Annotated in this window: 18 protein-coding genes; 15 read left to right on the top strand and 3 right to left on the bottom strand. The window is 49.3% G+C overall.

The genetic code is table 11. From position 1 onward, the window contains the following. The first annotated feature begins 14 nt into the window (after positions 1-14). The 7 genes from fabZ (at position 15) to AC0VXX_RS11635 (ending at position 8,856) form a co-directional block, all read left to right on the top strand. The gene (gene fabZ, locus AC0VXX_RS11665; protein ID WP_475514375.1) at positions 15-476 is read left to right on the top strand and encodes a 3-hydroxyacyl-ACP dehydratase FabZ; all 462 of its coding nucleotides are present in this window, start codon (positions 15-17) and stop codon (positions 474-476) included. Further along, on the top strand, positions 473-1,240 hold the full coding sequence (lpxA, locus tag AC0VXX_RS11660) for an acyl-ACP--UDP-N-acetylglucosamine O-acyltransferase (protein ID WP_475514374.1): 768 nt from the start codon (positions 473-475) through the stop codon (positions 1,238-1,240). The genes fabZ and lpxA overlap by 4 nt, the downstream gene beginning before the upstream one ends. 212 nt (positions 1,241-1,452) lie before the next feature. Beyond that, a complete protein-coding gene (gene lpxB / locus AC0VXX_RS11655) occupies positions 1,453-2,601 on the top strand; it encodes a lipid-A-disaccharide synthase (protein ID WP_475514373.1) in 1,149 nt (382 codons plus the stop codon). Position 2,602: 1 nt separating this feature from the next. Then, positions 2,603-3,223: a ribonuclease HII gene (gene rnhB, locus AC0VXX_RS11650; RefSeq protein ID WP_475514372.1), complete on the top strand. Its 621-nt coding sequence runs from the start codon at positions 2,603-2,605 to the stop codon at positions 3,221-3,223. A gap of 119 nt (positions 3,224-3,342) precedes the next feature. After that, entirely contained in the window at positions 3,343-6,816 is a 3,474-nt protein-coding gene (dnaE, locus tag AC0VXX_RS11645) for a DNA polymerase III subunit alpha (RefSeq protein WP_475514371.1), read from the top strand. Between the two features lies 1 nt (position 6,817). Then, the gene (tilS, locus tag AC0VXX_RS11640) at positions 6,818-8,188 is read left to right on the top strand and encodes a tRNA lysidine(34) synthetase TilS (RefSeq protein ID WP_475514370.1); all 1,371 of its coding nucleotides are present in this window, start codon (positions 6,818-6,820) and stop codon (positions 8,186-8,188) included. Positions 8,189-8,271: 83 nt separating this feature from the next. Beyond that, on the top strand, positions 8,272-8,856 hold the full coding sequence (locus tag AC0VXX_RS11635) for a class I SAM-dependent DNA methyltransferase (RefSeq protein WP_475514369.1): 585 nt from the start codon (positions 8,272-8,274) through the stop codon (positions 8,854-8,856). Between the two features lie 96 nt (positions 8,857-8,952). Here the strand turns inward: AC0VXX_RS11635 and dgcS are convergent, their stop codons facing one another. Then, positions 8,953-9,831 (bottom strand): diguanylate cyclase DgcS, encoded by an 879-nt coding sequence (dgcS, locus tag AC0VXX_RS11630; RefSeq protein WP_475514368.1) that lies wholly within the window; start codon positions 9,829-9,831, stop codon positions 8,953-8,955. Positions 9,832-10,121: 290 nt separating this feature from the next. Between dgcS and AC0VXX_RS11625 the strand changes: the two genes are divergently transcribed. After that, complete coding sequence (locus tag AC0VXX_RS11625) at positions 10,122-12,071, top strand: monovalent cation:proton antiporter family protein (protein ID WP_475514367.1); 1,950 nt, start codon at positions 10,122-10,124, stop codon at positions 12,069-12,071. Positions 12,072-12,141: 70 nt separating this feature from the next. Next, positions 12,142-12,981, top strand: a complete 840-nt coding sequence (locus tag AC0VXX_RS11620) for an SGNH/GDSL hydrolase family protein (protein ID WP_475514366.1) — start codon at positions 12,142-12,144, stop codon at positions 12,979-12,981. On the opposite strand, the gene AC0VXX_RS11615 is transcribed toward AC0VXX_RS11620, so the two are convergent. Continuing rightward, entirely contained in the window at positions 12,968-14,092 is a 1,125-nt protein-coding gene (locus AC0VXX_RS11615; protein WP_475514365.1) for a patatin-like phospholipase family protein, read from the bottom strand. The two genes, AC0VXX_RS11620 and AC0VXX_RS11615, sit on opposite strands and share 14 nt — an antisense overlap. Before the next feature lie 450 nt (positions 14,093-14,542). On the opposite strand from AC0VXX_RS11615, the gene AC0VXX_RS11610 reads away from it, so the two are divergent. Beyond that, positions 14,543-15,202 carry a response regulator transcription factor gene (locus tag AC0VXX_RS11610; RefSeq protein ID WP_475514364.1) on the top strand — a complete coding sequence of 220 codons (660 nt, stop codon included), beginning with the start codon at positions 14,543-14,545 and terminating at the stop codon, positions 15,200-15,202. Positions 15,203-15,405: 203 nt separating this feature from the next. Here AC0VXX_RS11610 and AC0VXX_RS11605 read toward each other — a convergent pair whose 3' ends face one another. Continuing rightward, a complete protein-coding gene (locus AC0VXX_RS11605; RefSeq protein WP_475514363.1) occupies positions 15,406-18,903 on the bottom strand; it encodes a sensor histidine kinase in 3,498 nt (1,165 codons plus the stop codon). A gap of 352 nt (positions 18,904-19,255) precedes the next feature. On the opposite strand from AC0VXX_RS11605, the gene AC0VXX_RS11600 reads away from it, so the two are divergent. The 5 genes from AC0VXX_RS11600 (at position 19,256) to AC0VXX_RS11580 (ending at position 25,231) form a co-directional block, all read left to right on the top strand. Continuing rightward, complete coding sequence (locus tag AC0VXX_RS11600) at positions 19,256-20,296, top strand: DcaP family trimeric outer membrane transporter (RefSeq protein WP_475514362.1); 1,041 nt, start codon at positions 19,256-19,258, stop codon at positions 20,294-20,296. Positions 20,297-20,451: 155 nt separating this feature from the next. Next, on the top strand, positions 20,452-21,249 hold the full coding sequence (locus AC0VXX_RS11595) for an ABC transporter ATP-binding protein (RefSeq protein WP_475514361.1): 798 nt from the start codon (positions 20,452-20,454) through the stop codon (positions 21,247-21,249). Then, complete coding sequence (locus tag AC0VXX_RS11590) at positions 21,249-23,210, top strand: AMP-binding protein (protein ID WP_475514360.1); 1,962 nt, start codon at positions 21,249-21,251, stop codon at positions 23,208-23,210. Before AC0VXX_RS11595 ends, AC0VXX_RS11590 begins: the two co-directional genes overlap by 1 nt. Continuing rightward, positions 23,207-24,100, top strand: coding sequence for a branched-chain amino acid ABC transporter permease (locus tag AC0VXX_RS11585; protein WP_110458633.1), 894 nt, complete (start codon positions 23,207-23,209; stop codon positions 24,098-24,100). Before AC0VXX_RS11590 ends, AC0VXX_RS11585 begins: the two co-directional genes overlap by 4 nt. Before the next feature lie 57 nt (positions 24,101-24,157). Beyond that, positions 24,158-25,231 carry a branched-chain amino acid ABC transporter permease gene (locus AC0VXX_RS11580; RefSeq protein ID WP_475514359.1) on the top strand — a complete coding sequence of 358 codons (1,074 nt, stop codon included), beginning with the start codon at positions 24,158-24,160 and terminating at the stop codon, positions 25,229-25,231. Positions 25,232-25,284: the final 53 nt, after the last annotated feature.

Here is a 25,284-nt window from a genome sequence, read left to right as displayed (position 1 = left end):
AAGGAAATTATTGAGTGTCAAATCAATTAAACACAATGGATATCAAAGAGATCCTAAAGTTTTTACCCCATAGATATCCGTTTTTATTGATCGATAGAGTCCTCGACTTTACCCCAGGCGAAACACTACACGCGATCAAAAACGTCACTATTAATGAGCCATTTTTTCAAGGCCATTTTCCCGTTCAACCTGTGATGCCTGGCGTGTTGATTCTCGAAGCGATGGCGCAAGCCACTGGCTTATTGGCATTTAAGACCATGAGTGACGAACCATCAAATGATGCACTCTACTATTTCGCAGGTATCGACAAAGCACGTTTTAAGCGTGTGGTTGAGCCAGGCGATCAACTGCATTTTGAAGTGAAAATGATTAAAGAACGCCGCGGGATAGGGGTGTTTACTGGTGAAGCAAAGGTCGATGGCGAACTAGTTTGTTCTGCCGAGATTATGTGTGCCCGTAGAGAGATTAGTAAGTGATTGATGATTTAGCGTTTGTACATCCCGATGCCAAAATTGGCAACAATGTAACCATAGGCCCATGGACCTATATTGGTGCCAATGTCGAAATTGGTGACGATTGCCACCTGAGTTCTCATGTTGTGGTCAAAGGCCCGACAGTGATGGGCAAAGGCAATCGCATTTTCCAGTTCGCCTCTGTGGGTGAAGACTGCCAAGATAAAAAGTACGCGGGCGAACCCACGCGCTTAATTATCGGCGATAATAATGTGATCCGTGAATCGGTGACCATTCATCGCGGCACGATTCAAGACAAGGGCGAAACCGTTATTGGTTCTAACAACCTGTTTATGGCCTACGTGCATATTGCCCACGACTGTGTGGTTGGCAATAATGTGATCATGGCTAACAATGCTTCGATTGCAGGTCATGTTCATGTCGGTGATTGGGCCATTTTAGGTGGTATGACTGGGGTGCATCAGTTTGTGCATATTGGCGCTCATGCTTTTACCGCAGGTAGCTCTCTTATTTTGCAAGATGTGCCTCCGTTTGTGATGGCCTCAGGCCAGCCTGCGATACCGCGTGGTCTTAACGCCGAAGGGCTCAAGCGTCGTGGCTTCTCTAAAGAGAGCCAACTTGCAGTGCGCCGAGCTTATAAAACTGTGTATCGCAAAGGGTTGACGGTTGATGAAGCCATTGCCGCATTGAGTGAAGAGTCTCAAGATGAGCAAGTGAAGCTATTTACTGATTTCATCGCCAATTCCAGTCGAGGCATTATTCGTTAAGACACTGGTCTTGAAAATCAAAAGCTCGTTTAGACGGGCTTTTTTTTATGAGTGAAATTAAACCAATCGCATTAATTATCAGCTCGATCTTGATGGCTAAAATAGGCTGTTTCTCTGGTGTAAATGGTTTCAGCCCATTGCAGGCATCAATGAATAGTCATTGAGTTAATGTGATTAATCGTAAGTCGGAAACAACGGATAAGAATCGGGTTATGACTGAACGTAGACAAAAAATATTTGCCATGGTCGCAGGCGAACTGTCTGGGGACATCTTAGGCGCAGGTTTAATCCGTGCCCTAAAGCAGCGTTATCCTGACGCGCGTTTTGTCGGCATTGGTGGTCCACAGATGGACGAATTGGGTTTTGAGTCGCTGTTCTCATTTGAAGAGTTAGCGGTGATGGGGATAGTGGAAGTCTTGTCGCGTCTGCCTCGGTTGCTTAAGGTGCGTAAAACCCTCATCGATGAAATTTCCGCCTTGTCACCCGATTGTTTTATCGGTATCGATGCGCCCGATTTCAATATCGGCCTTGAGTTAAAGCTTAAGCAGCGTGGCATTAAAACCGTGCATTATGTCAGCCCATCTGTGTGGGCATGGCGGCCTAAGCGCATCTTTAAAATTGCCAAAGCAACCAACATGGTGCTGTCGTTGTTGCCGTTTGAAAAGGCGTTTTATGATAAACATCAGGTGCCGTGCACTTTCGTCGGTCATACCTTAGCCGACGACATCCCTCTGGAGAATGATAAAGCAACAGCCCGAGCTCAGCTGGGGTTAGATGCCGAAGATGAATACTTAGCCTTATTGCCGGGCTCACGCGGTGGCGAACTAAAGCAGTTGGCAGAGCCTTTTGTGAAAGCGGCATTGCTGCTACGACAACGTTATCCCGATCTTAAGTTCATCACGCCGCTGGTTAATGCCAAACGCCGCGCCCAATTTGAGGCAGCGCTTGAACAATTTGCTCCCGATTTGGCGATTCATATGGTTGAAGGTCAGTCGCGGGTGGTGATGGCGGCTGCTGATGCCATTTTACTGGCGTCAGGCACGGCGACGTTAGAAGCCATGTTGGTTAAACGGCCGATGGTGGTGGCGTATCGCGTGAGTCCGATCACCTATAGCATTGCCAAAAGTATGATGCAGATAGACAGTTACTCACTGCCTAATCTATTGGCTGGTGAGAAAATTATTCCTGAGTTGATCCAAGCCGACTGCACCGCGCAGAAGATTGCCGATGCGGTAGCGCAACAACTCGATAGCGATCATCGCCCGTTAATGAAGCGTTTTGCCACCTTGCATCAACAACTCAAATGTAATGCCAGTCAGCGGGCCGCCGATGCGGTGGTCGCGTTAATTGAGGAGGCGTAATATGGCGACCTTTAAAGATATCACTCAAGCGCAAATCAGCCTATTGTGCCAAGGGTTTTACGCCGGTGTCGATGAGGTGGGGCGCGAACCTTTAGTTGGTGATGTCGTGACCGCAGCCGTGGTGCTCGACCCTAATAATCCTATCGCTGGGCTGAATGACTCGAAAAAATTGTCAGAAAAAAAACGCTTAGCCTTGTTTGCCGAGATTAACCAAAAAGCCCTCGATGTCAGTGTGGGGCGTGCCAGTCCTGCTGAGATAGATGAGCTTAATATTCTGCACGCCACTATGCTGGCAATGCAGCGCGCGGTGGGCGGTCTTAAGGCTCGCCCCGAGCGGATACTGGTCGATGGTAATCGTGTGCCTGACTTTGGTATTGAAAGCCATGCGGTGATCAAAGGCGATGGCCTGATCGCTGGCATCAGCGCCGCATCGATCATTGCCAAAGTGGTGCGAGATCAAGAGATGGACGCGCTCGATGCCAGGTACCCACAGTTTGGTTTTGCTAAGCATAAGGGCTACCCGACAAAAGCGCATTTTGAGGCGCTAGAACAACATGGCGTATTAGCCGAACACCGTAAGAGTTTTCGCCCCGTACAGGCACGTTTATCACGGGATGATTAATCCTTATCAGCATAGGCAAAGCCGAGCTGAAAGGGTGACGCTGTGTTTCGCTATGTGTTAATCTCAGTCTGTTAATCTCAATGGGCGCTTGCCGCCCAACTAAAAAGATACTATCAACTATGTCAGAACCTCGTTTCGTGCATCTGCGCGTTCACAGTGATTTTTCCATGTCCGACGGCCTCTCGAAAGTGAAGCCCATTCTAGCTAAGGCGACTGAGCTTGAAATGGCGGCGCTTGCCCTGACCGATAAAACCAATTTATGTGGTTTGGTCAAGTTTTACAGCGGCTGCCATGGGGCGGGGATTAAGCCAATTATTGGCACTGACTTTTCGATGTTGGTGCCAGGCTTTGACGACGAGTTTTGCTCGATTACGGTATTGGCCATCAACAATCAAGGTTATAAAAACCTCACCTTATTGATAAGCGATGCCTATCTACGTGGTCATGTACGCGACCGCGCGGTGATCGATCAAGAGTGGCTGATTAAATACAGCGAAGGGTTAATGTTACTTTCGGGCGCCAAAGATGGCGACGTCGGTAAGGCGTTGCTTAAAGGCAACAAAGGCCAAGTTGACTCCTTGGTGGCATTTTATCAGATCCATTTTCCTGAGCGCTATTATCTGGAGCTTATCCGAACGGGTCGTCCCGACGAAGAGCGCTATTTGCACATGGCGGTCGAACTGGCTGCTGAAAAAGACTTGCCCGTGGTCGCGACCAACCAAGTGGTATTTATTCAACCCGAGCAGTTTGAGGCCCATGAGATCCGTGTGGCGATTTCTGATGGCTATACACTCGCCGATCCGCGCCGCCCTAAAACCTACAGCAAAGAGCAGTATTTCCGCTCACAAGATGAGATGTGTGAGCTGTTTGCCGATATTCCTGAAGCGTTGGCAAACTCGGTAGAGATCGCTAAGCGCTGTAATGTCACTGTGCGCCTTGGCGAATACTTTTTGCCTAATTTCCCCACCGGCGATCTGTCCATCGAAGACTTTCTCGTTGACGTGTCTAAAAAGGGGCTTGAAGAGCGTCTCGAGTTTTTGTTTCCCGACCCTAAGGATCGAGCCGAGCGCCGTCCCGAATATGATGAGCGTCTCGATATCGAGCTGACCGTGATTAACAACATGGGTTTTCCCGGCTACTTCCTTATCGTAATGGAGTTTATTCAGTGGGGTAAAGACAATGGTATTCCGATTGGCCCGGGTCGTGGTTCAGGAGCGGGCTCGTTGGTGGCGTATGCGCTGAAGATCACCGACCTTGACCCATTAGAATTTGACCTGCTGTTCGAACGTTTCTTGAACCCAGAACGGGTATCGATGCCCGATTTCGACGTCGACTTTTGTATGGATCGCCGCGATGAGGTGATCGATCACGTGGCCGAGCTGTATGGCCGAGATGCGGTATCGCAAATCATCACTTTTGGTACTATGGCTGCCAAAGCCGTGGTGCGCGATGTGGGCCGCGTGCTGGGGCATCCTTATGGTTTTGTTGACCGTATTTCAAAGATGATCCCTGCCGAGCCAGGCATGACGCTGGCTAAAGCCTTTGAGGTGGAACCTGCGCTTCCTGAAGCTTATCACGCCGATGAAGAGGTTAAAGATCTCATCGACATGTGCCGCATCTTAGAAGGGGTGACGCGTAACGCGGGTAAGCACGCCGGTGGCGTGGTGATCGCGCCAACGGTGATCACCGACTTCGCACCACTGTACTGCGACTCCGAAGGGCAGAATCCGGTTACCCAATTTGATAAAAATGATGTCGAAACCGCAGGATTAGTCAAGTTCGACTTCTTGGGGCTGCGAACCTTAACCATCATCGACTGGGCGCTGCAGATGATCAATCCGCGCCTAGAAAAAGCCGGCAAAGAGCCCATTAGAATCGAAGCGATACCGCTAGATGATCCGGCCTCATTTAGGCTGTTGCAGCGTTATGAAACCACGGCGGTATTCCAGCTGGAATCTCGCGGTATGAAAGACTTGATTAAGCGTCTGCAACCCGATTGCTTTGAAGATATGATCGCCTTGGTGGCGCTGTTTCGTCCCGGACCGCTACAGTCAGGCATGGTAGATAACTTTATTGAGCGTAAGCACGGTCGAGAAGAAGTCTCCTATCCCGACTCTCAATATCAGCATGAGTCTTTAAAAACCCTGCTTGAGCCCACTTACGGCATTATTTTGTATCAAGAACAGGTGATGCAGATAGCCCAGGTCTTGTCTGGTTATACCTTGGGCGGCGCGGATATGTTGCGTCGTGCTATGGGTAAGAAAAAACCCGAGGAGATGGCCAAGCAGCGCAGTATCTTTAAAGAGGGCGCAGTCAATAACGGCATCGATGGCGAGCTATCGATGAAGATTTTCGACTTGGTGGAAAAGTTTGCCGGTTACGGTTTTAACAAATCCCACTCGGCCGCTTATGCCTTGGTGTCGTACCAAACCTTGTGGCTTAAGACCCATTTCCCATCGCAATTTATGGCGGCGGTGATGTCGGCCGATATGGATAACACCGACAAGATCGTCACCCTAGTTGATGAGTGTGAGCGCATGGGCTTGCCACTGTTGCCACCTGATGTGAATAAAGGGCTGTTTCGTTTTACCGTGGATGACGATATGAACATCGTCTACGGCATTGGTGCCATTAAAGGGGTGGGCGAAGGCCCTGTCGACTCGATTCTCAAGGCGCGTGAAGATGGCCCCTTTATCGACCTATTCGATTTTTGTGCGCGAATTGATCTGAAAAAGCTCAATAAACGGGTTATCGAAAAACTTATCTGTGCTGGTGCCCTCGACACTTTAGGACCGCACCGCGCGTCAATGATGGCCACCTTGCCAGAGGCCATTCGCGCCGCCGACCAACATGCGAAAGCCGAAGCGATTGGCCAGCACGATATGTTTGGCTTACTCAATAACGAGCCCGAAGACAGCAAACAGCAATTTGTCGAATGCACCCCGTGGCCTGATAAAGTTTGGCTCGAAGGGGAGCGCGATACCTTGGGCTTGTACCTTACGGGTCATCCGATTAATCAATATCTTAAAGAGTTGAAACACTACACTTCGGGACGCTTAAAAGATGTGCATCCGACCGAGCGCGGTAAAACCACTAAGGCCGCTGGCTTGGTGGTCGCCACCCGAGTGATGATGACCAAACGCGGCTCAAAGATGGGCTTAGTCACCTTAGACGATAAGAGTGCGCGCCTAGAGGTGATGCTATTTACCGAAGCCTTTGAGAAATTTGGCCACCTGCTCGAAAAAGATCGCATCTTAATTGTCGAAGGCGAAGTCAGTTTTGATGACTTTTCTGGCGGCAACCGCATGACGGCACGTAACATTATCGATATGGGTGAGGCGCGTAGCCATTTTGCCCAGGCGGTAGAGGTGGATGTCGATGCCTGCGAAGTCGACAGTGACTGGCTCAACCGGTTTCATCAGGCATTAATGCCGTGGAAAGCGGGCGCAGTGCCGGTGGTGATTAATTATGCGCAGCCGCAAGCCAAAGCCCAATTTAAGCTGGGCGATGAATGGCGGGTTAATCCAACCGATGAGCTGATGCTGTCACTGGAGACCTTGACGGGCTCAGATAAAGTCAGGATCTTATTTTAATATGAACGCCACCGCTTGGCAGCCCGCAGAGCAAATTGCGGCATTAATCGCGCAGTTAACGCCACCGCCTGGCACTCAACTGGTGCTGGCCTACAGTGGCGGCGTCGATTCTGAAGTTTTGGCTTATGGTTTGGCTCAGTTTGCCAAGCAGTATCCCGAGTATCGTTATCTGTTGGTGCATGTGCATCATGGGTTAAGTGGCAATGCCGATCGCTGGGCAACCCATTGCCAAGGGCGCGCCTTAGCATACGGTTTACCCATTAAGGTTAAGCAAGTTGCGGTGAACACTGGGCCTAGAGTAAGCCTAGAGGCCGCGGCGCGCGACGCCAGATACCACGCCTTAGCCCAAGAGTTAACTGCAGGCGATCTGCTATTGACGGCGCATCATCAAGACGATCAGCTAGAGACCTTATTATTGGCGTTAAAGCGCGGTTTGGGCCCCAAGGGACTGGCCGCCATGGGCGCAATACAAGCATTTCATCAAGATAAGTGGTTGCTACGTCCCTTGCTCGATATTAGCCGGCAACAGGTCGAGCAATTTGCGGCCACTCACGCCATTGAACATATCGAAGATGAGAGCAATTTAGATAATCGTTTTGACAGAAACTTCCTGCGTCTTGAGGTGATCCCCGCTTTGCGTGCTCGCTGGCCAGCCATTGCCGCCACCAGTGCTCGCAGCGCGCAGCTGTGCGCCGAGCAGCAAGCCTTGATTGATGACGAGGTAGCCTCTCGCTTACCCGCCATGTTGCAAGATACCGCTAACTCAAGCAAGCCTGTATTAGATTTACGTTTGTTAGCCCAGCAATCAGCGCCGTGGCGCGCGCAGTTATTAAGGGGTTTTATCGACTCTCTAGGATTTGCCATGCCATCTGCAGCGCAGCTTAAACAGATTCTGGTGCAACTTATTGACGCTAAAGAAGATGCTAAGGTCGAAATCAGGCTTAACGCTATGGTGTTACGCCGCTTTCGTCATCAGCTCTATATTGATAGGTATCAACCTAATAAAAAGTTCGCGCCAATTAATATTCGCTTTAGCGATGCGCTATTACAACATTGGCCGATAACGGACACTGTCTCATTGCAGGCTAAGCGCTGTTTTCACGGCGCTCGTCTGCGCCTTCCTATGGCAGATGAGCAGGTCAGCGTGCGCTTTGGTGCGTCAGGGTCGCTGCGTTGTCATCCCCATTTTCGAGATAAGGGACGCGAATTAAAAAAACTGTGGCAGGAATTAGCCATACCGCCGTGGATGCGCGATCAAGTGCCGCTTATCTATTTCGATGACAATCTCGTTGCCGCAGTGGGCTACTGGATAGAAAAGCGATATATCGCGATGGCCGATGACGTAGGTGTGGTTTTTGAGTCGCGCGCCTGAAACCGACTTCATTTATAGAACAACAGTTTAGGTGTTAATTTTGGGTGATGTCGTTGAGTGAAATTTGATGAGGAGTCAAAAGAATGGACAATGAATGGGACGAATTTGCTGAGGGGTGGGATGTCGATGCTTCAGTACAAGAGTATGCCAATAAGGCGTTTGAAGAGCTGTTAAAGGTTATTGATATTGATGGTCTGTCGATTTTAGATTTTGGGTGTGGAACAGGCCATCTGACGCAGCTGCTTAGCCCAAGTGCTAAAGAGGTTGTCGCACTTGATGGTTCATCAGAAATGATAAAACGTGTAGATAACAAAAACCTAGGCAATGTTGTAACCATTGCAGGCTTCTTGACTGAAGAGCTCATTGATCACCACTTGCATCTTACCAACAAGTTTGACTTGATTGTGGCATCATCGGTTTGTGGGTTTTTAGCCGATTATGAGATGACACTTAAGCGACTAAAGTCTTTGTTAAAAAGTGGTGGCGTATTCATACAATTGGACTGGTTGTCTGAGGATGACGCCTCGGAAATCGGGCTGTCTGAAAGTCGAGTAATATGTGCCCTTCAAGTAAATAACTTTATTGATATACAAGTTAAAAAAACATTTGAAATGAATAGTTCAAATGGCGTTATGCCAGTCTTAATGGCCCTTGGTAAAAGTGCTTAACAACCTATGGCAAAGCCAGCCATCGGGTGAGCCCTCTCGGGGCACTGAGTTAGCGAGTCAAGATTAGATATTTTGTTTTGCGTCAGATATCTAATCTTAATCAGCAACCCTATAACAGCGACGGCCAGCGACCTTGGCCTCATATAAGGCTTTATCTGCGCGCAGGTAGAGGTTTTCGGCGTTATCCATCGCTTGCCACTCAGCGACACCCAAGCTGGTATAAATCTCTCTATTATGTTGCTGATTATTTTGCTGCATCATGGTCAATATGCGCTGACAAATGAGGCTTGCCGCTTGCGCGTTGCCTTGCACTAAAATAGTAAATTCATCCCCACCGATACGAAAAGCCTGATCACTACCACGGATCGCCTGATTAATGGTTTGTCCGAATGTAATGAGCGTCTCATCGCCAATGTGGTGGCCGTATCTATCGTTAAGCGTCTTAAAATGATCTAAATCTAATACGATCAATGATAATGGCTCACCGTGACGAGTGGCTCTGGCCAGCGATTGCTTTAGGCTTTCGATGTAATAACGACGATTACCCAGCTGAGTTAATGCATCATACATGGCTTGTTTAGCCATCAGCTCATATTGCGTCGCGTTATAAAGCGGGCGCAATAATAACGCCTGTAGCTGATACAGTAATTCAGTTTGCGAATTTAGCATCGGCGCATTGAGGCGATATTCAATAACAGCACTGTTGCCTTCAATGGGCAGGTGTTGTTTTATTTGCAAACCTTGCTCACTGCCCCAGCTTAGCTGATACTCTTTAAAGTGCAGCTTTATGCCGTTGACAGGCAAATATTGGCCGACGACTTTGCCGTAACAGCTAAAGACAGATGCCGGGTCTAAATGTTGGTGTAGCTGTTGCACTATGCTCACCATATTGGGTGAATCCATACTGGCATGACGATAAGCCGGCTGGTAACGATATTCACCGGGTGAAAACTCGCTTGCTAAGGCAAAGTCCATGTATTAACTCCACAAAAAATTGGACTAGGGATATGCTAAAAATAAAGCAATTATCGTGCCTACATTTTCAATTGATTATTTCTCTATATTTGTCATTTAGTTATCTTAGTTACGTAAATGTGGTTCTTATAGTGTCAGGATTTTGACAAGCTCAATAAACCCTGACAAGGTAAGGTGTTGCGTGTGTCAATATCTCGTAGATAGCTTCATCGGTGTTTGGTCTGTTATCGAGCGGAGCGCGTCATGGCATTGTCATGTTGGCTGGGAGGACAGGCTGATTTGGAGCCGAAATGGAACATAGCTTTCTAATTAAAATTTTATTGATGCTCATGATAGCGATCGTCGCCATTGCGATGTTTCGTCGTTTGGGCTTACCAGCTATTTTAGCTTATTTAGTAACCGGGGTCCTCAGTGGGCCATCGGTATTTAATTGGTTTAGCCAGCAGCAAATACATTCGGTGGCCGAGCTTGGTGTAGTGCTGTTGATGTTCTCTTTAGGATTAGAGTTTTCCTTACCGCGCTTGTGGGCCATGCGCCGCACTGTTTTTGGCCTTGGTAGTGCGCAAATGTTTGTCACGGTTGTACTCAGTATGTGTGTCAGCTTGATGTTGGGGCTGAGCATTAATGAGTCGATTATTGTCGGCGCCGCTATCGCTTTATCTTCCACAGCCATAGTACTTAAGTTGCTCAACGAGCAAGGCTGGTTGCGTCGTCGCCACGGCGAACTGTCGGTCAGCGTGTTGTTGTTTCAAGATCTTGCCGTCGTCCCTTTATTGATTTTAATGCCCTTACTGGCTTCAGACGATGAGCTGTTAAGTTGGCAAAGCATCGGCCTTGCAATGGTAGAAGGGGTATTCGCCTTCATCGCCCTAATGGCCTTTGGTAAGTGGGCACTGCCTAAGTTGTTTGATGAGGTCGCGCGCTCACGCTCCAATGAGCTGTTTGTATTATCGACCCTAGTGGTGGCGTTAGTGACCGGCGCTGTGACGCAATGGCTGGGGTTATCCATGGCCTTAGGGGCATTTATGGCGGGGATGTTACTTGGCGAAAGTCAGTACAAACGTCAGCTCGAGGCCGATATTCGTCCCTTTCGGGACTTATTGATGGGGCTGTTTTTTATCTCAATTGGTATGCTGCTCGATTTTAGTCTGGTGGTTGATTTTTGGTGGCAAGTGCTACTGCTGGTGGTGGCGGTAATAATTGCTAAGGCATTAATTGTTTATGGCTTACTTCGCGCTGCTAAGGAGTCGTTTCGCACATCAGTGGCCAGCGCGATCAGTTTAGCTCAAGTGGGCGAGTTCAGTTTTGTGGTGCTGGCACTGGCGGTTAATTACCAGTTATTGGAGATCGCGGTTAGCACTAAGCTGGTGATGGTGGCGGTGCTGTCGATGTCTGTCGCGCCATGGTTGGTGAAACACAGCGTCGATATTGCGCGGCGCTTACAGGGCGGTAGACCTAAGAGTGACATGGAAATACAGGGCATACCGCCCATGGAACATAATAAAGATCTGGTGCTGATTTTAGGCTACGGCAGGGTGGGGCAAACCATTGCCCGTTTTATGAAAACCGAAGCGATCCCCTATTTGGTGCTCGACCTTGACCCCACGCGGGTCGCAGAGGCTCGCCGCGCTGGGGAGCCTGTGTATTTTGGCGATGTGGCTAAAAGGGCGATTTTAAAACAAGCGCAAATTCGCCAAGCCAAGTTAATTGTTGTGACTTTTAGTAATGCGCGGGTGTTAGATGAGGTATTGCCTTTGTGTCGCCAGTTGGCACCCGATGCCAACATTTTAGTCAGAACGCGCGATGATGAAGGCATGGAAGAGCTTGAGCAAGCTGGTGCCAGCCAGGTGATCCCCGAATCGCTCGAGGGCAGTTTAATGTTGGTGTCGCAGGTGCTGTATCAGTGTGGTGTGCCACTGACGCGCATATTAAAACGGCTCGAATATGAGCGCCGTAACCATTATCAATATCTGCACGGTTTTTTTTCAGGAGAGGAGACCGACTTCACCTTAGAGTTACTGCATGCGGTAGCGCTGCCCAAAGGGGCTCAGGTGGTGGGACAGACTTTAGCCGATATTCCCTGGCAGACGCTGCGGGTAGAGTTACGTGCAGTAAGGCGAGCGGGCGCCGAGGTAGAAAGCCCCGATCTGACCTGGCTTATTAGGCCCGGCGACATCTTGATTTTGCTCGGAAAACCAAGACGCATCGAGAAGGCGGAGCACTTTTTACTACAAGGCTAATAAGCCGCGCCTTATCAGTTAACCCAAGCGACCCTCAGCCTTATCTGAGGCATGGTAAAAGGAAAATACAATGCAACAAGGTGTAGCCAAACTATTACTGCCTGTGCTGGCGCCAATGTTAATGGTGCAAGCCTTGTGGCTAAAACGCATTATGCCAAGGCTACCTGAAGCTAAGGGGCCGCGCGAAGGGCTTATCGATAAAGGAGAGCAAGAGGCAAGCATAGAGGGGGCAAATTTAGCCGCTTTAAGCATGCCGACATCTGTGTGTGCAAGTCCAAGTCACTCAGCCCCTTCGGGGGTAAATACCATCAACTTACTCATCTTAGGCGATTCTGCGGCGGCAGGGGTCGGCGTGGTCTTACAGCAACAGGCACTTAGCGGATATTTAACCGCGCGGCTGAGCGAGCATTATAGTGTGCGCTGGACCTTGCTTGCTCGCAGCGGCTTAACCACAGATAAAACCATAACCTATCTCAGCGGTGAGTCTTGGCAAGCCAGTTTACGCCAAGGACAATATGATGTGGTGTTATTGTCTCTTGGAGTGAATGATGTACTCAGCCCGTTAAGTGTGACGAGATGGCTTAGCACCACCGAGCGTTTACTTAGTCAGCTTAGGCAACACTCGCCCAAGGCGCAGCTGCTGCTCACCCCTGTACCGCCCTTGGGGGCGTTCTTGGCTTTTCCACAGCCACTGCGCTGGTTTGTCGGGCAACGAAGCGATGAGTTTAATCGGCGGTTGCAGCAAGTCATCGACGCCCAAGCTGGCTGTCAGCTGCTGTCGCTGCAATTACCTTTAAGCGCGGATTCACTGGCCGTTGATGGATTTCATCCGAGTGAGTCGAGTTATCGCCTGTGGGCTGAGGTGGCAGCGCAGCAGATGCTTGCACTGCAAGGTATTAATCGAGATTAAAAAAAGCCTTAATCTCATCAACCTGACACATGGCATCTTGATAGCCTAAATTGATTAAGGCACTGCAATAGGGCTGCTCAAACAGCAGGTAGGAGACAATACTGGAGTCCGACTGCTGATTAATGCCGATAAGGCGCAGTAATGTGCGCACCGCCAGTGGCATTTTATGATAGTACTGCGCGGCAATTTGGCTTAAGTCTTCGCTGGGCTTAATCACTAAAGTGTCGATAGGTTTGAGTGAAGCTTGTTGGCGCGCCGCTTCTGGGATCAAACGTAAGGTACTGTTAATACGTTGTAATCGCTCTAAGTCACTGTTGAGGGTATCGGAGAAGATGGTGTCTAACAGATGACCCGCAATCGTTGCGGTTTTAGGGTGATATTCCATCTCTTGGTGGGCTTGTTTATGTGGGCTCTCTAAATTAATCACCATGATTTTTTTCGCCCCCAAATGAATGGCGCTACTCAGTGGCGCGAGTTGATGCACTGAGCCATCACCATAGTAACCTCGATTAAGCTTTATCGAGGGAAACACTAAAGGGATCGCTGCACTCGCCAGTAAATGCTCTGTATTTAAATGTGTGCGTCGACCGCCGCGGCGGGCTCGATTCCACTCTTCAATTTGGCGGCTGGCTTGAAAAAAGGTCACCGAACGCGACGAGTTATAACAAGAGGTGTCGATACTTAACGCGTGCAGGGCTCCATTAGCAATATTTCTGTCGATACGGGCAAAATTAATCACTTCATTGAGCAGGCCACGCAGCGGTTCATTATCAAATAGGCTGCCAGGTTCAGGGTTGATACGCTTATCTTGTAAACCCATTAACGCCATTTTAGCTAGATGTGAAAACACGCCGGTAAATGAGGCTCGGTAAATTATATGGGTATTAAAATGGCGCCAAATCCACTCGAGTTTACGCACGCCAAGATGAAAACAGGAGGCGTGGGTCGCAATAGATGTGCCGTTGATCGCACCGGCCGAGGTGCCGCAAATGATCTTAAAAGGGATGCCATGATTGCGAGGATAAAATTGCACAATCGCCTTGAGCACACCTATCTGATAAGCGGCCCTCGCGCCCCCACCGCCCAAGACTAACGCTGTTGTGTCTGGCAAGTTTGCCCCTTAATATCGTTAAGCTACTATCTTATTAAAAATAAAAATTATTTTTAAATTATCTCTGGCAAGCGTGTTGATAAAATATGCGTTAGGTAATCACTTTGTTATCAGTCAAGAATATGTGAGTGGCTGTGGATGTTCAAGTCAATAACGCACCTTTTTATGGCGGCAAGTAGTTGCCGTGCCGTCATATTGGCGCCGGATTGTCCTGTGATGCGGTGCGGTGGCTAAGTGGTGGCTCTAACATAAAAAGCGGCGAATATCGTCTAGTTAATAAGTCTATATTTACCTAGGGCAAAAAATGTGTTCCAAGGGGAGGTATCAGCCTATCTCTTTGTAATTGATATGTTAAATGTAAAGTGATGTCTGCTTTGTTGCCAACTGGGCTGATTTGATAATATCGGAGGTTGGGGTAGACTGGAAAAATGTACATTTGAGGGATTAAACATGTTACAGCCACTAAAAATAATAATAGCTGATGACCATCCACTGTTTAGACAAGCATTAGTCAATATCTTAACCAGTCAGTTTGACGGCGTAACCTTGTTAGAAGCCGAAAGCGTGGGTCAGCTCGAAGCGCTGTTAATGGCCCATGATGATGCCGACCTGTTGTTATTAGATCTTAATATTCCTAACGCGCATGGTTTTAATACCTTAGTCAATATCCGTAATAGTTACCCACAAATTGGCGTACTGGTGATTTCAGGCCAAGAAGATAAGTTAACCGTGGGCAAGAGCATCTCCTTTGGGGCGGCGGGCTTTATTCCTAAGTCAACGGCGGTCGATGAGATGGTCAAAGCCATCAAGGCTGTGCTAGCGGGGCAGCAATGGATCCCTCAGGGTTGCGGCGATTTAGCCTCGGTCACCTTAGACAGTATGAGCAGTAAAATTGCCAGTTTATCGCCGCGGCAACACCGCATTTTAATGATGTTTGCCGATGGCCTACTCAATAAGCAAATCGCTTACGAGCTGGGTTTATCTGAAGCGACCATCAAGGCCCACGCCAGTGCGATTTTCCTAAAATTAGGCGTCCATACTCGCACTCAGGCGGTGATTGCCATGAGTCAGTTATATCTGGATAAGACGCCGCAGCCTGAACAGGCCTAACGACCATGCGAGCGACTAAACAAGCAACTATGCAACTATCCAAGCATGCTCAAATGGAGCGCTGCTCAGCTCAGACAGTCACTCCAGACTGTCACTCCCCAGCAACCCAAGCATCGGCTAGTCCTAGCTTTGTCTTAGGCTAGAGCCTCTTGCTGAAGCTCCTTGGCTAAAGGCCCTTGCCTTAAGTCTCTTGCTTTGAGACCTTAAGGCTCTCGTTCGCTGGCGGCATAATTAGTCGATGTCGGCGCCGAGTAGTTATTGTGCAGGCTGCTTGCCAATGTGGCGCTCATCACCGCGCGCAGTGCGATGGGTTTTATAATTTTGCGCAAATACCCATAACCTAGGGATTTAGCTTGTAATACCACGCTTTCATCTATGGTGGCAGTGATCAGCACCGCTGGCACAGGATGGGGCGACAGGGCTTGTAGCTGACTCATTAAATCCAAACCATTTTGGTTATCATCGAGTTGATAGTCCATCAACACAATATCGATATTGGCAGCATATTGCTTAAACAGAGCTTTGGCTTGCTCTGGCGTCGATGCCCCGTAGACTTGGCAGCGCCAGCCTGCCAGCAACTCTGTCATGCCATTGAGCACATTAGGATCGTTATCGACCACCAAGACATGCACCCCATTGAGAGTCAAAATATCTGCCTGAGTGGCAATTGTTGTACAGGGCTGAGCCGTGACCGTTTGCACCGCCAAACTGAAGATGCTGCCGCTGTCCACCTCGGACGATAAAGTCAGCTGATGTTGCAGTAACCCGGCTAATCCTTGGGCAATGTTTAAGCCTAAACCTAAGCCGTTAACGCCATCATGTCCCGAATGCTGCAGGCGGGTGAACTGCTCAAAAATCATCGCCTGTTTGTCGGCTGGGATCCCAGGGCCATCGTCGACCACTTGCACTAACACGCCTGTTGATTGCCTGCGACAACCCAGTACTATTTTACCATTCCCGGCATACCGAAACGCATTACTGACTAGGTTTTGTAGGATGCGCCTGAGCAACACTTTATCGCTGCTGATCCACACCGAGGTGTTAATCAACTTGAACTTGACCTTAGATGCAGCCGCCATGGCACTAAATTCTTCTTTAAGCGAGTCCAGCACCTCTTGCAGGGCGAAGGCGGTAATTTCGGGCACTACCGTGCCACTTTCAATACGTGATACCTCATTAAGATCCAGTAGCAGTTCGTTAGCCACCTGCAGGGCATTGTCGATATAGCCTATCTGCTGTTTTTGTTTGGCACTGAGCTGACCATTTTGTACAAAGGCGGAGGAAAATAATCTGGCCGCCGACAGGGGTTGCAGGAGATCGTGGCTGCACGCCTTGAGGTATTGGCTTTTTTTCTGGTGAGCCTGCTCCACTTTTTGCAGCGCCTGAGCCAGTTCGGCGTTGGACTGGGCCAACTGGGCGTTGGCTTGCTCCATCTTTTTGGTGCGCTCAGAGACTCGTGCCTCTAGATCGAGGTTTTTTTCTTTGAGCAGTTTTTCCGCTTCGCGATAGATAGTGATATCGGAAAAAATCATCACAAAACCGCCATCGGGGATCGGGTTGCCCTGAATGCGAATGGTTTTACCATCGGGCTGCACGCGCTCTGTGCTGTGATGACTGCCTTGACGTAAAAAATCCAACCGCCGCTCTACTTGCTCATCGATATTGGCAATGTAGCGTTTGCCCACGCTGAGGTTATATTCGATAAGTTGGCTCACCGGGCAACCTATGTAGATCAGGTCGTCCGGATAGTTAAACAGATTCAAATAGTGTTGGTTCCAGGCCACTAGTTTGAGATCTCTGTCGATCACCGAAATCCCTTCACTGGCATTTTCAATCGCGCTATGGAGTACCGAACGGCTAAACTCCATCCGATGGCTGGAGGCAACTTCTACCAATTGGGCCACATCTTCAATGGCAATATCGCGGCCATTGAGGGCATAAGAGAGCACCAAGCGCGCCGAGGCAGAGCCCATTACGCTGGCAAGCATGTTCTCGGTATAGAAAATCAGCGCCTGGTTATGGGCGTTTTTATCGACAATAGGCTGGGGCTGACATGCAAAAAAATGGTAAAAGCCTTGGGCGGCCTTATCTTTACCTACAAAGCGAGCCACTAAGAGTTCAAGCTCGGTCGGATTAACGTTTTTGGGCACCTCTTGCTGTAATTTATCCAGCTCAGATCGTTCGATAAAGTGGGCTATTTGCATCTGCTCATGCACGCTTTGGCGGGTAAAGGAGGACACTAACCAGATGGCCATGATATTGACAAACAAGCCCACTAAGGTCGCCATGGTTGTCATGGAGTAGTCGCTGCCAGCAAAGGGGTGCGGATACAAGCCAAGCTGTGGCAGTAAGTTCAGTGTCAGCCACAAGCTGAAGCCTGCGCTTATCCCCACTAACACGCCAATCAGGGTCACGCGGCGCCATAAAAATGCGGCAAAGAACGCAGGGCCAATTTGCGCGATGGCGCCAAAGGCGACTTCTCCTAGTGATGATAAGGTGTCGGGGGGCGCGATAAGGAACATGCCATAGCTCATAAATATCACCACTAATACCAGTGCTTTACGTATATTGAGCAGGTGTGAGCGAAATTTATGAAAGTCGTCGCTGTGGATATTGTTGATCTTAAATAGGGTGGGGAACACCACTTCGTTGCTGAGCATGGTACTCAGTGCTATGGTCGAGATGATCACCATAGAGCTGGCCGCCGAAATTGCCCCAAGAAAGCTAAATAAGCCTAACCAAAGATCGCCGTTAACCGTGGGTAAAAACAGCACATAAGCATCACTTTGCAACGAATCCCCATAGAGAATATTACCCGCCTGTCCCAGCGGGGTGGCAAAAAAGGCAAAGACCAACACATACAGCGGAAATGTCCAGCGGCTCCATAGTGCGTGTTTTTGCTCTTTTAGTTCCACAATCAACACTTGAAACTGGCGTGGTAGACACAAAAACGCCGACATCACGATAAACAGCAAGCCAAACATCGAAATAATATTGGGGTAGGCAAACTCTGTGGTGATGGGGGAGAGCGCGCTGGCTTGACGCCATATCTCCAGGGGCGAATCAAAGAGAAAAAATGAGACAAAAATCCCTATGGTGAGGTAAGCGATAAGCTTGACCAGAGATTCAAAGGCAATCGCCAGCATCATGCCTGGGTGGCGCTCGGTGACATCGATGGCTCGCACGCCAAAAATAATGGTAAAACCGGCCAAGATTAAACTCACCACCAGACCCAACTGCCACGATGATAAGAGGTGGTCTTGGCGCAAAATTTCATAGGAGTTAACAATCGCTTTTTGCTGCAGGGCAATATAGGGCAGGGTGCCGAACAGGGCGACTAAGGTTACCACTACCGCTAATAGCGGCGATTTACCAAAGCGGGACGCGAGCAGGTCGGCAATCGAGGTAATATTGAGCCGCAAACAGACCCGTATCACCCGCTGAATAAAGGGCCAAGCGAAAATAAACAGTAAAATAGGCGCAATATACACAGGTAAGTAAGCAAACGAGTTGTTAGCCGCTTGCCCTGCAGTCCCCAGAAAGCCCCACGAGGTGCAGTACACCCCAAGAGACAGTGAATAGATTATCTTATGTTGCTGTTTAAATAGCTTATCGCGGTATTTGTCACCGATAAATGCCATCAAAAAAAGCAAACCGATATAGCTGATGCTGATGGTCACTAAGAGCCAGTTAGGAAACATGGTAGCGCTAAACCTATTGCGGCGCAGTGTTGTAGCAAAGGTGCCCACTGCTGTGATTGTTATGCAAATTAACTTATCACATTTTGTGCTCTGTGCATCACCTATGGGCTACCGACTTAAGTCTTAAGGGCTTGCTTAGTTTGCCCACTTGAGGGCAGTTGAGATGACACACACTTTTGTCTTACGACTTATGGGTTACCCCTTATTGGTTAATGCTTGCTGATTACGCCTTGGTGACTAAGTCCCATGGTGTAAGCCAAGGGATCTAAGCCCTGTGCATTAATACCTATTCCCAATTGAGCCTTCAAGGTTATATGTCCATCTTGGAGGCAGACTAAACAGGGGAAAAACGATGCTCACTTCAACCATAAAAAACATCACGCTTGCTACTTCACTCTGCCTCGTGGCGGGTTCTGCCGCTGCTGCATTTGACTTTGAGGTCGGCGACGAGGGCAAGTTGTCATTTGGCGGTTATCTCAAAGCCGATGCGCGCTATGTGTCTGGCGACGTTGCCTACCGCGACTTTTGGATAGGATCGGGTCAGCCGCTCGCAGAAAGTGCGAATCAATTTAAGATTTTTGCCAACGAATCACGTTTTAATACCAAATATGTCCATGGCGATGTGATGGGCTTTATTGAGATGGATTTTTATGGCGGTGGCGGTAACGAGGTGGTGTCTAATTCGGCCAATCCGCGCCTGCGTCATGCCTTTATAAAATACAAAGGGCTGACGGCTGGGCAAACCTGGACCACCTTTATGAACACCAGTGCGATACCTGAAACGGCCGACTTTGCCGGTGCCACCATAGGCTTGGCGTTTATTCGCCAAGGGCAAGTGCGTTACGAGATGGGCGATTTCCAAGTGTCGATAGAAAACCCAGAGAGTGTCGGGGGGGATACGGCTAATGACGACTTGCCCGATGTGGTCGCCCGTTACAACGTCAAAGGCGACTGGGGTAATGTGTCGTTTTCGGCTCTAGGCCGCAACCTTAATACCACAACGGGTAACAGTGAGACCGCCTTTGGTGGCTCTATCGCCGGCGTGGTTAACACCTTTGGCAAAGATGATTTTCGCTTTCAGGTGCACCTAGGTGATGTGGGGCGTTATGTGGGCGTGGGCGCCGTGCAAGACTTAGTGGGCGAAGAGGTAGAAAGCACCACCTCGTATTTAGCGGCCTACCGTCATTACTGGACCGATACCCTCAGAAGTACCGTGCTTTATGGCTACCTAGAAACCGATGAAACCAATATTGAGCGCAGCCAATGGAGCGTTAATTTGTTCCAAAATCTCACGCCAGCACTAGCCATAGGTGTTGAGGTGGGCAATTTTGCCATGGATGAGCAAAACGTCGATTCAGACTACGTGCAACTGTCTATGCGCTACGCCCTCTAGACCCACCACTTGGCGAGGCGGCAATGTGCCCCTCGCCTTTTTGACATCAGTTTTGACACCACAATACAGCGCTACCAGTTAAGTGAGCTAGCGGGTTGAGATAAACCGCGCTGCGCTCAAGGCGAGATAAGCGTTTTTTTAAAAGGAGTATGGGTGTGACAGAGACCATTTTAAAAGTCGAGCAGATTTCACTGGCATTTGGTGGCGTTAAGGCGCTGACCGATGTCAGTTTTGAGGTCAATCGCGGCGCCGTCTTCTCCATCATTGGCCCTAATGGTGCGGGCAAGACCTCGATGCTTAACAGCATTTCAGGCCGTTATCGCCCGCAGCAGGGCTCGATTCATTTTGACGGCCAAGATGTGACCCACATGCGCCCTAACGATCGCGCCGACCTTGGCATTGGGCGCACTTTCCAAAACTTGGCGTTGTTTGGTCATATGTCGGTGCTCGACAACATCATGGTTGGGCGTCATCACCTGATGAAAAATAACTGGCTGACGGGCCCGCTGTACTGGGTATCTCCGGCACAAAAAGAGGAGCTGAGTCATCGCCGCCACGTCGAGGAGATCATCGACTTTCTCGACATTTCCCATGTGCGTAAATCTGTCGCAGGCACCTTGTCATACGGCCTGCGCAAACGGGTTGAATTGGCGCGCGCAATTGCACTCAACCCCAAGTTGATTTTGCTCGACGAGCCGATGGCAGGCATGAACCTGGAAGAGAAAGAGGATATGGCGCGTTACATCCTCGACTTAAATGAAGAATTTGGCATCACAGTGGTGATGATTGAACACGATATGGGCGTGGTGATGGATATCTCCCACGAAGTGATGGTGCTCGATTTTGGTAAGCGGCTTATTTGTGGTCTCCCCGATGAGGTGATGGCCGACGAGCACGTAAGACAGGCTTATTTAGGGCTTGAAGACAATGAGCAATTAAAAGAGGTCGTCTAATGAGTAGGTCAAATCAAGCAGCGCAATCCTTTGATATGGGAAGCATGGATACCTTTCCCAAGATCTTGCGCCATAACGCCGCTAATTGGGGCGCCGATATCGCCATGCGTGAAAAAGAGTTTGGCATTTGGAGCGAGTTTAGCTGGCAAGATTATCACAATCGCGTCAAGTGGATGGCGCTCGCATTTAACCATTTAGGCATTACAGCCAACACCACCATTGCCCTACTGGGTGAGAACCGCCCCGAGTGGGTGTGGGGCGAGGTGGCCGCCCACGCCTTATGTTGTTACTCGCTGGGCATTTACCAAGACTCGATGCACGAAGAGGTGGCTTATCTGCTTAATCGCAGTAATGCCCAGGTGGTGGTGGCTGAAGATGAAGAGCAGTGCGATAAGTTACTCGAGCTGGGCGACCAGATCCCGTCGGTAAAATACATTGTCTATTGCGACCCAAGAGGCATGCGTAAATATGACGATTCACGCCTGATCAGTGTGGAAGAGATTTACCGCATTGGTCAGGAGGTGGATAACACCTCACCGCGCCATTATGACAACTTAGTCGATGCCGGAAAGGCCGACAACATCGCCATCTATTGCACCACATCGGGCACCACCTCTAAGCCGAAAATTGTGTTGCTGCAAGGCAGTAAATTTATCGACCATTGCTGCTCCTATTTACGTGCCGATCCAAGGGCACCTGGTGATAACTATGTGTCGGTCTTGCCGCTGCCGTGGATCATGGAGCAGGTATACGCCGTGGGGCAGGCATTAATTGCCCGGCAAATCGTCAATTTTGTGGAAGAGCAAGAGACCATGATGGCGGATCTGCGCGAGATAGGCCCTAGCTTTGTGCTGCTCGCTCCCCGTGTGTGGGAAGGCATTCTTGCCGATGTCAAAGCGCGCATGATGGACTCCACCCCCTTTAAACAAAAGCTGTTTAATTTTGCCATGGCGCGCGCCGAACAACGGCTGACGCAGGGCAAACGTTCTCAGCTTGCCGATTGGCTGTTGATGAAGGCGCTGCGTGATCGTTTAGGGTTCTCGTTTTTAAAATCGGCAGCCACCGGCGGCGCCGCGATGGGGCCAGACACCTTTAAGTTTTTTCAAAGCATTGGTGTTCCGCTGCGTCAGCTCTATGGGCAAACCGAGATGTGTGGCGCTTACACTATTCATCAGCAAGATGATGTGGATTACGACAGCGTTGGGGTCGCCTTTGATACCGCCGAACTCAAAGTGATCAACACCGACAGTGAAGGGGTGGGTGAGGTTATCGCCAAAACCGTTGGCATGTTTAACGGGTATTTAGATGACGATGAAGCTTATCAGGAAGATGTCAAAGATGGCTGGATGCACACCGGCGATGCCGGTTACTTCAAGCCATCGGGTCATCTGGTGGTGATTGACCGCATTAAAGATCTGGCTAAAACCAGTAACGGTATCCAGTACTCACCACAATATATCGAAAACAAACTCAAGTTCTCCTCCTTTATCGGTGAGGCGGTGATTTTGGGCAAAGATAAACCCTATTTGTCGGCGATATTGTGCATTCGTTTCAGTATTGTCGCCAAGTGGGCCGAGCAGCAAGGCTTGGCGTTTACCAACTACACCAACCTGTCGAGTTTACCTGAGGTGTATGAGCAGCTCAGCCTTGAAGTGCAGCGGGTCAATGAAACCCTGCCAGATGCACAAAAAATAAACAAATTCATTTTGTTATATAAAGAGCTCGATGCCGATGACGGTGAGCTCACCCGTACCCGTAAGGTGCGCCGTGGGGTGATCGCCGACAAGTATGGCGACATTATCGACTCGATTTATAACGATGAGCCCCATGTGGATATCGACACAGTGATCACCTTCCAAGATGGCACTCAGTCGCGGATCAAAACCCAACTTAAGGTCGCCACCGTGGTCGATGGCCCTACGGCTACCGATGCCAATGTCACGCAAAGGAGAGCATCATGAATTTCGAACTGTTATTACAACTTATCATTAACGGCCTGATAGTCGGCCTGTTGTATGGGGTTGTCGGCATGTGTTTTGTGTTGGTGTATAAGTCGACCCAAATCGTCAACTTTGCCCAAGGTGAGTTTTTGCTGGTGGGCGCGTGGGTCTGCTGGGCATTTTTAACCTACTTCCAGTTACCTTTTTTCTTAGGCTTTATATTAACCCTCTGTTTTATGGCCGCCTTTGGCGTGTTACTGCAGATGATAGTGCTGCGCCCCATGATTGGCGAACCGATAATTTCGGTGATCATGGTGACTATCGGCCTGTCGATTTTCTTCCAGTCGTTAACCAAGTGGATTTTTGGGGTGTCGCCCCAGAGCTATCCGCAGGTGTTTGATACCCAGTCGGTGGCCATCTTTGGCCTCAATATCGAATTTGCCTACTTGATGAGTACTGTGATTGCGCTGCTGATCATGGTGAGTTTCTTTCTGTTCTTTAAATATTCTAAGCATGGGTTAGCCATGCGCGCCACGGCGTTTGATCAGCAGGTTGCACAAAGCTTAGGCATTTCAGTTAAGCAGGTCTTTGCCATGAGCTGGGGCATTGCCGCCACCGTATCGGCCACCGCAGGAGTGGTGATTGGCATGGTCAACGGGGTATCAGACTCACTCTCCTCTATCGGCATTAAGGTGTTTCCAGCGGTGATCTTGGGCGGGCTAGACTCCATTGTCGGTGCCATTGTCGGCGGCGTGGTGATTGGCGTGCTGGAAAACGTGGCCGAGTTCTTCGACAGCCAATATCTGCATATCGGCAACATGTACGACATCGCCCCTTTTTACGTGCTGCTTATCATCTTGTGGTTTAAACCTTACGGCCTATTTGGCACCCGTGATATTGAGCGGATCTAGAGGATAGCATTATGAATCAATTATTTGAGATTGACCTATTGGCCCAAGGAGTTTGTTATGTCTAGTTTGGCGATGCGCCCCTGTGGTGATTTCCGCACCAGTTATAAGGCGGATAACACCATTTTCGAAACCAGTACCATTCGACTAATAACCATCATGGTGATCGCACTGGCATGCGCGGCACCTTTGGTGCTCGATGGTTACTTTTTAACCCTATTTATTCAAATCTCCTATCTTGGCATTGCGGCCTTAGGGCTCAATATTCTGGTGGGCTTTACCGGACAGATCTCCTTAGGTCACGGGGCCTTTTTTGGCTTTGGTGCGTTTGCCTCGGCTTGGCTCAATACCAGTTTTAATATTCCTGTGGTGTTTTGTATCCCCTTGGCGGGTTTCTTAACCATGGCGGTTGGCATGATGTTTGGTATGCCGGCAGCACGTATTAAGGGCTTGTACTTGGCTATTGCTACCTTGGCAGCGCAGTTCATTATTCAGGACTTCTTTGGCCGCGCCGAATGGTTTTCTGGCGGTTCGTCGGGGGCGATGGCTGCGCCAGTTAACCTGTTTGGTTTTGAGTTTGATACCGACTTGAGCTTCTACTTTATCGCGCTGTTCGCCTTAGTGTTTATGTACATCTGGGGCTGTAACTTGATGCGTAGCCGCGATGGCCGCGCCTTTGTGGCGGTGCGCGACCATTATCTTTCTGCCGAGATCATGGGCGTTAAATTAAATAAATATCGCCTGTTGTCTTTTGGTATCTCCTCTTTTTATGCCGGCATTGGTGGCGCGCTATATGGCCACTATTTGGGTTATGTGTCGGCGGAAGGCTTTACCATTTTTATGTCGATTCAGTTTCTGGCCATGGTGATCATCGGCGGCCTGGGCTCGGTAAAAGGCACCTTAATGGGGGTGGTGTTTATGGTGTTACTGCCCGAAGTGCTCGAGAGCATGGTGGGGTTAATGAATTATACCCCGTGGGGCGACATTCCTATGGTGACTGACGGCCTTGCCTATATCAAAGAGATGGCCATTGGCTTGGTGATCATCTTATTTTTGATTTTTGAACCGCAAGGATTAGCCCATCGCTGGGGTCAAATTAAAAACTACTGGAAGTGCTATCCATTTGCTTACTAGTGATGACGGTTTTACCTGTGCCCAAGAGCGGGCACAGGGGTTAACGGCGCTGG

This window comes from Shewanella sp. QJM3NY_23 (assembly GCF_056173105.1).
Note: the sequence above shows the minus strand (reverse complement) of the source record. Positions and strands in the feature narration are given on the sequence as shown.

Bases quoted from the DNA above. Each gene is read 5' to 3' on its own strand.
- lpxB (WP_475514373.1), top strand. From the start codon at position 1,453: ATGACTGAACGTAGACAAAAAATATTTGCCATGGTCGCAGGCGAACTG.
- rnhB (WP_475514372.1), top strand. From the start codon at position 2,603: ATGGCGACCTTTAAAGATATCACTCAAGCGCAAATCAGCCTATTGTGC.
- dnaE (WP_475514371.1), top strand. From the start codon at position 3,343: ATGTCAGAACCTCGTTTCGTGCATCTGCGCGTTCACAGTGATTTTTCC.
- tilS (WP_475514370.1), top strand. From the start codon at position 6,818: ATGAACGCCACCGCTTGGCAGCCCGCAGAGCAAATTGCGGCATTAATC.
- AC0VXX_RS11635 (WP_475514369.1), top strand. From the start codon at position 8,272: ATGGACAATGAATGGGACGAATTTGCTGAGGGGTGGGATGTCGATGCT.
- dgcS (WP_475514368.1), bottom strand. From the start codon at position 9,831: ATGGACTTTGCCTTAGCAAGCGAGTTTTCACCCGGTGAATATCGTTAC.
- AC0VXX_RS11625 (WP_475514367.1), top strand. From the start codon at position 10,122: ATGGAACATAGCTTTCTAATTAAAATTTTATTGATGCTCATGATAGCG.
- AC0VXX_RS11620 (WP_475514366.1), top strand. From the start codon at position 12,142: ATGCAACAAGGTGTAGCCAAACTATTACTGCCTGTGCTGGCGCCAATG.
- AC0VXX_RS11610 (WP_475514364.1), top strand. From the start codon at position 14,543: ATGTTACAGCCACTAAAAATAATAATAGCTGATGACCATCCACTGTTT.
- AC0VXX_RS11605 (WP_475514363.1), bottom strand. From the start codon at position 18,903: ATGTTTCCTAACTGGCTCTTAGTGACCATCAGCATCAGCTATATCGGT.
- AC0VXX_RS11600 (WP_475514362.1), top strand. From the start codon at position 19,256: ATGCTCACTTCAACCATAAAAAACATCACGCTTGCTACTTCACTCTGC.
- AC0VXX_RS11590 (WP_475514360.1), top strand. From the start codon at position 21,249: ATGAGTAGGTCAAATCAAGCAGCGCAATCCTTTGATATGGGAAGCATG.
- AC0VXX_RS11585 (WP_110458633.1), top strand. From the start codon at position 23,207: ATGAATTTCGAACTGTTATTACAACTTATCATTAACGGCCTGATAGTC.
- AC0VXX_RS11580 (WP_475514359.1), top strand. From the start codon at position 24,158: ATGTCTAGTTTGGCGATGCGCCCCTGTGGTGATTTCCGCACCAGTTAT.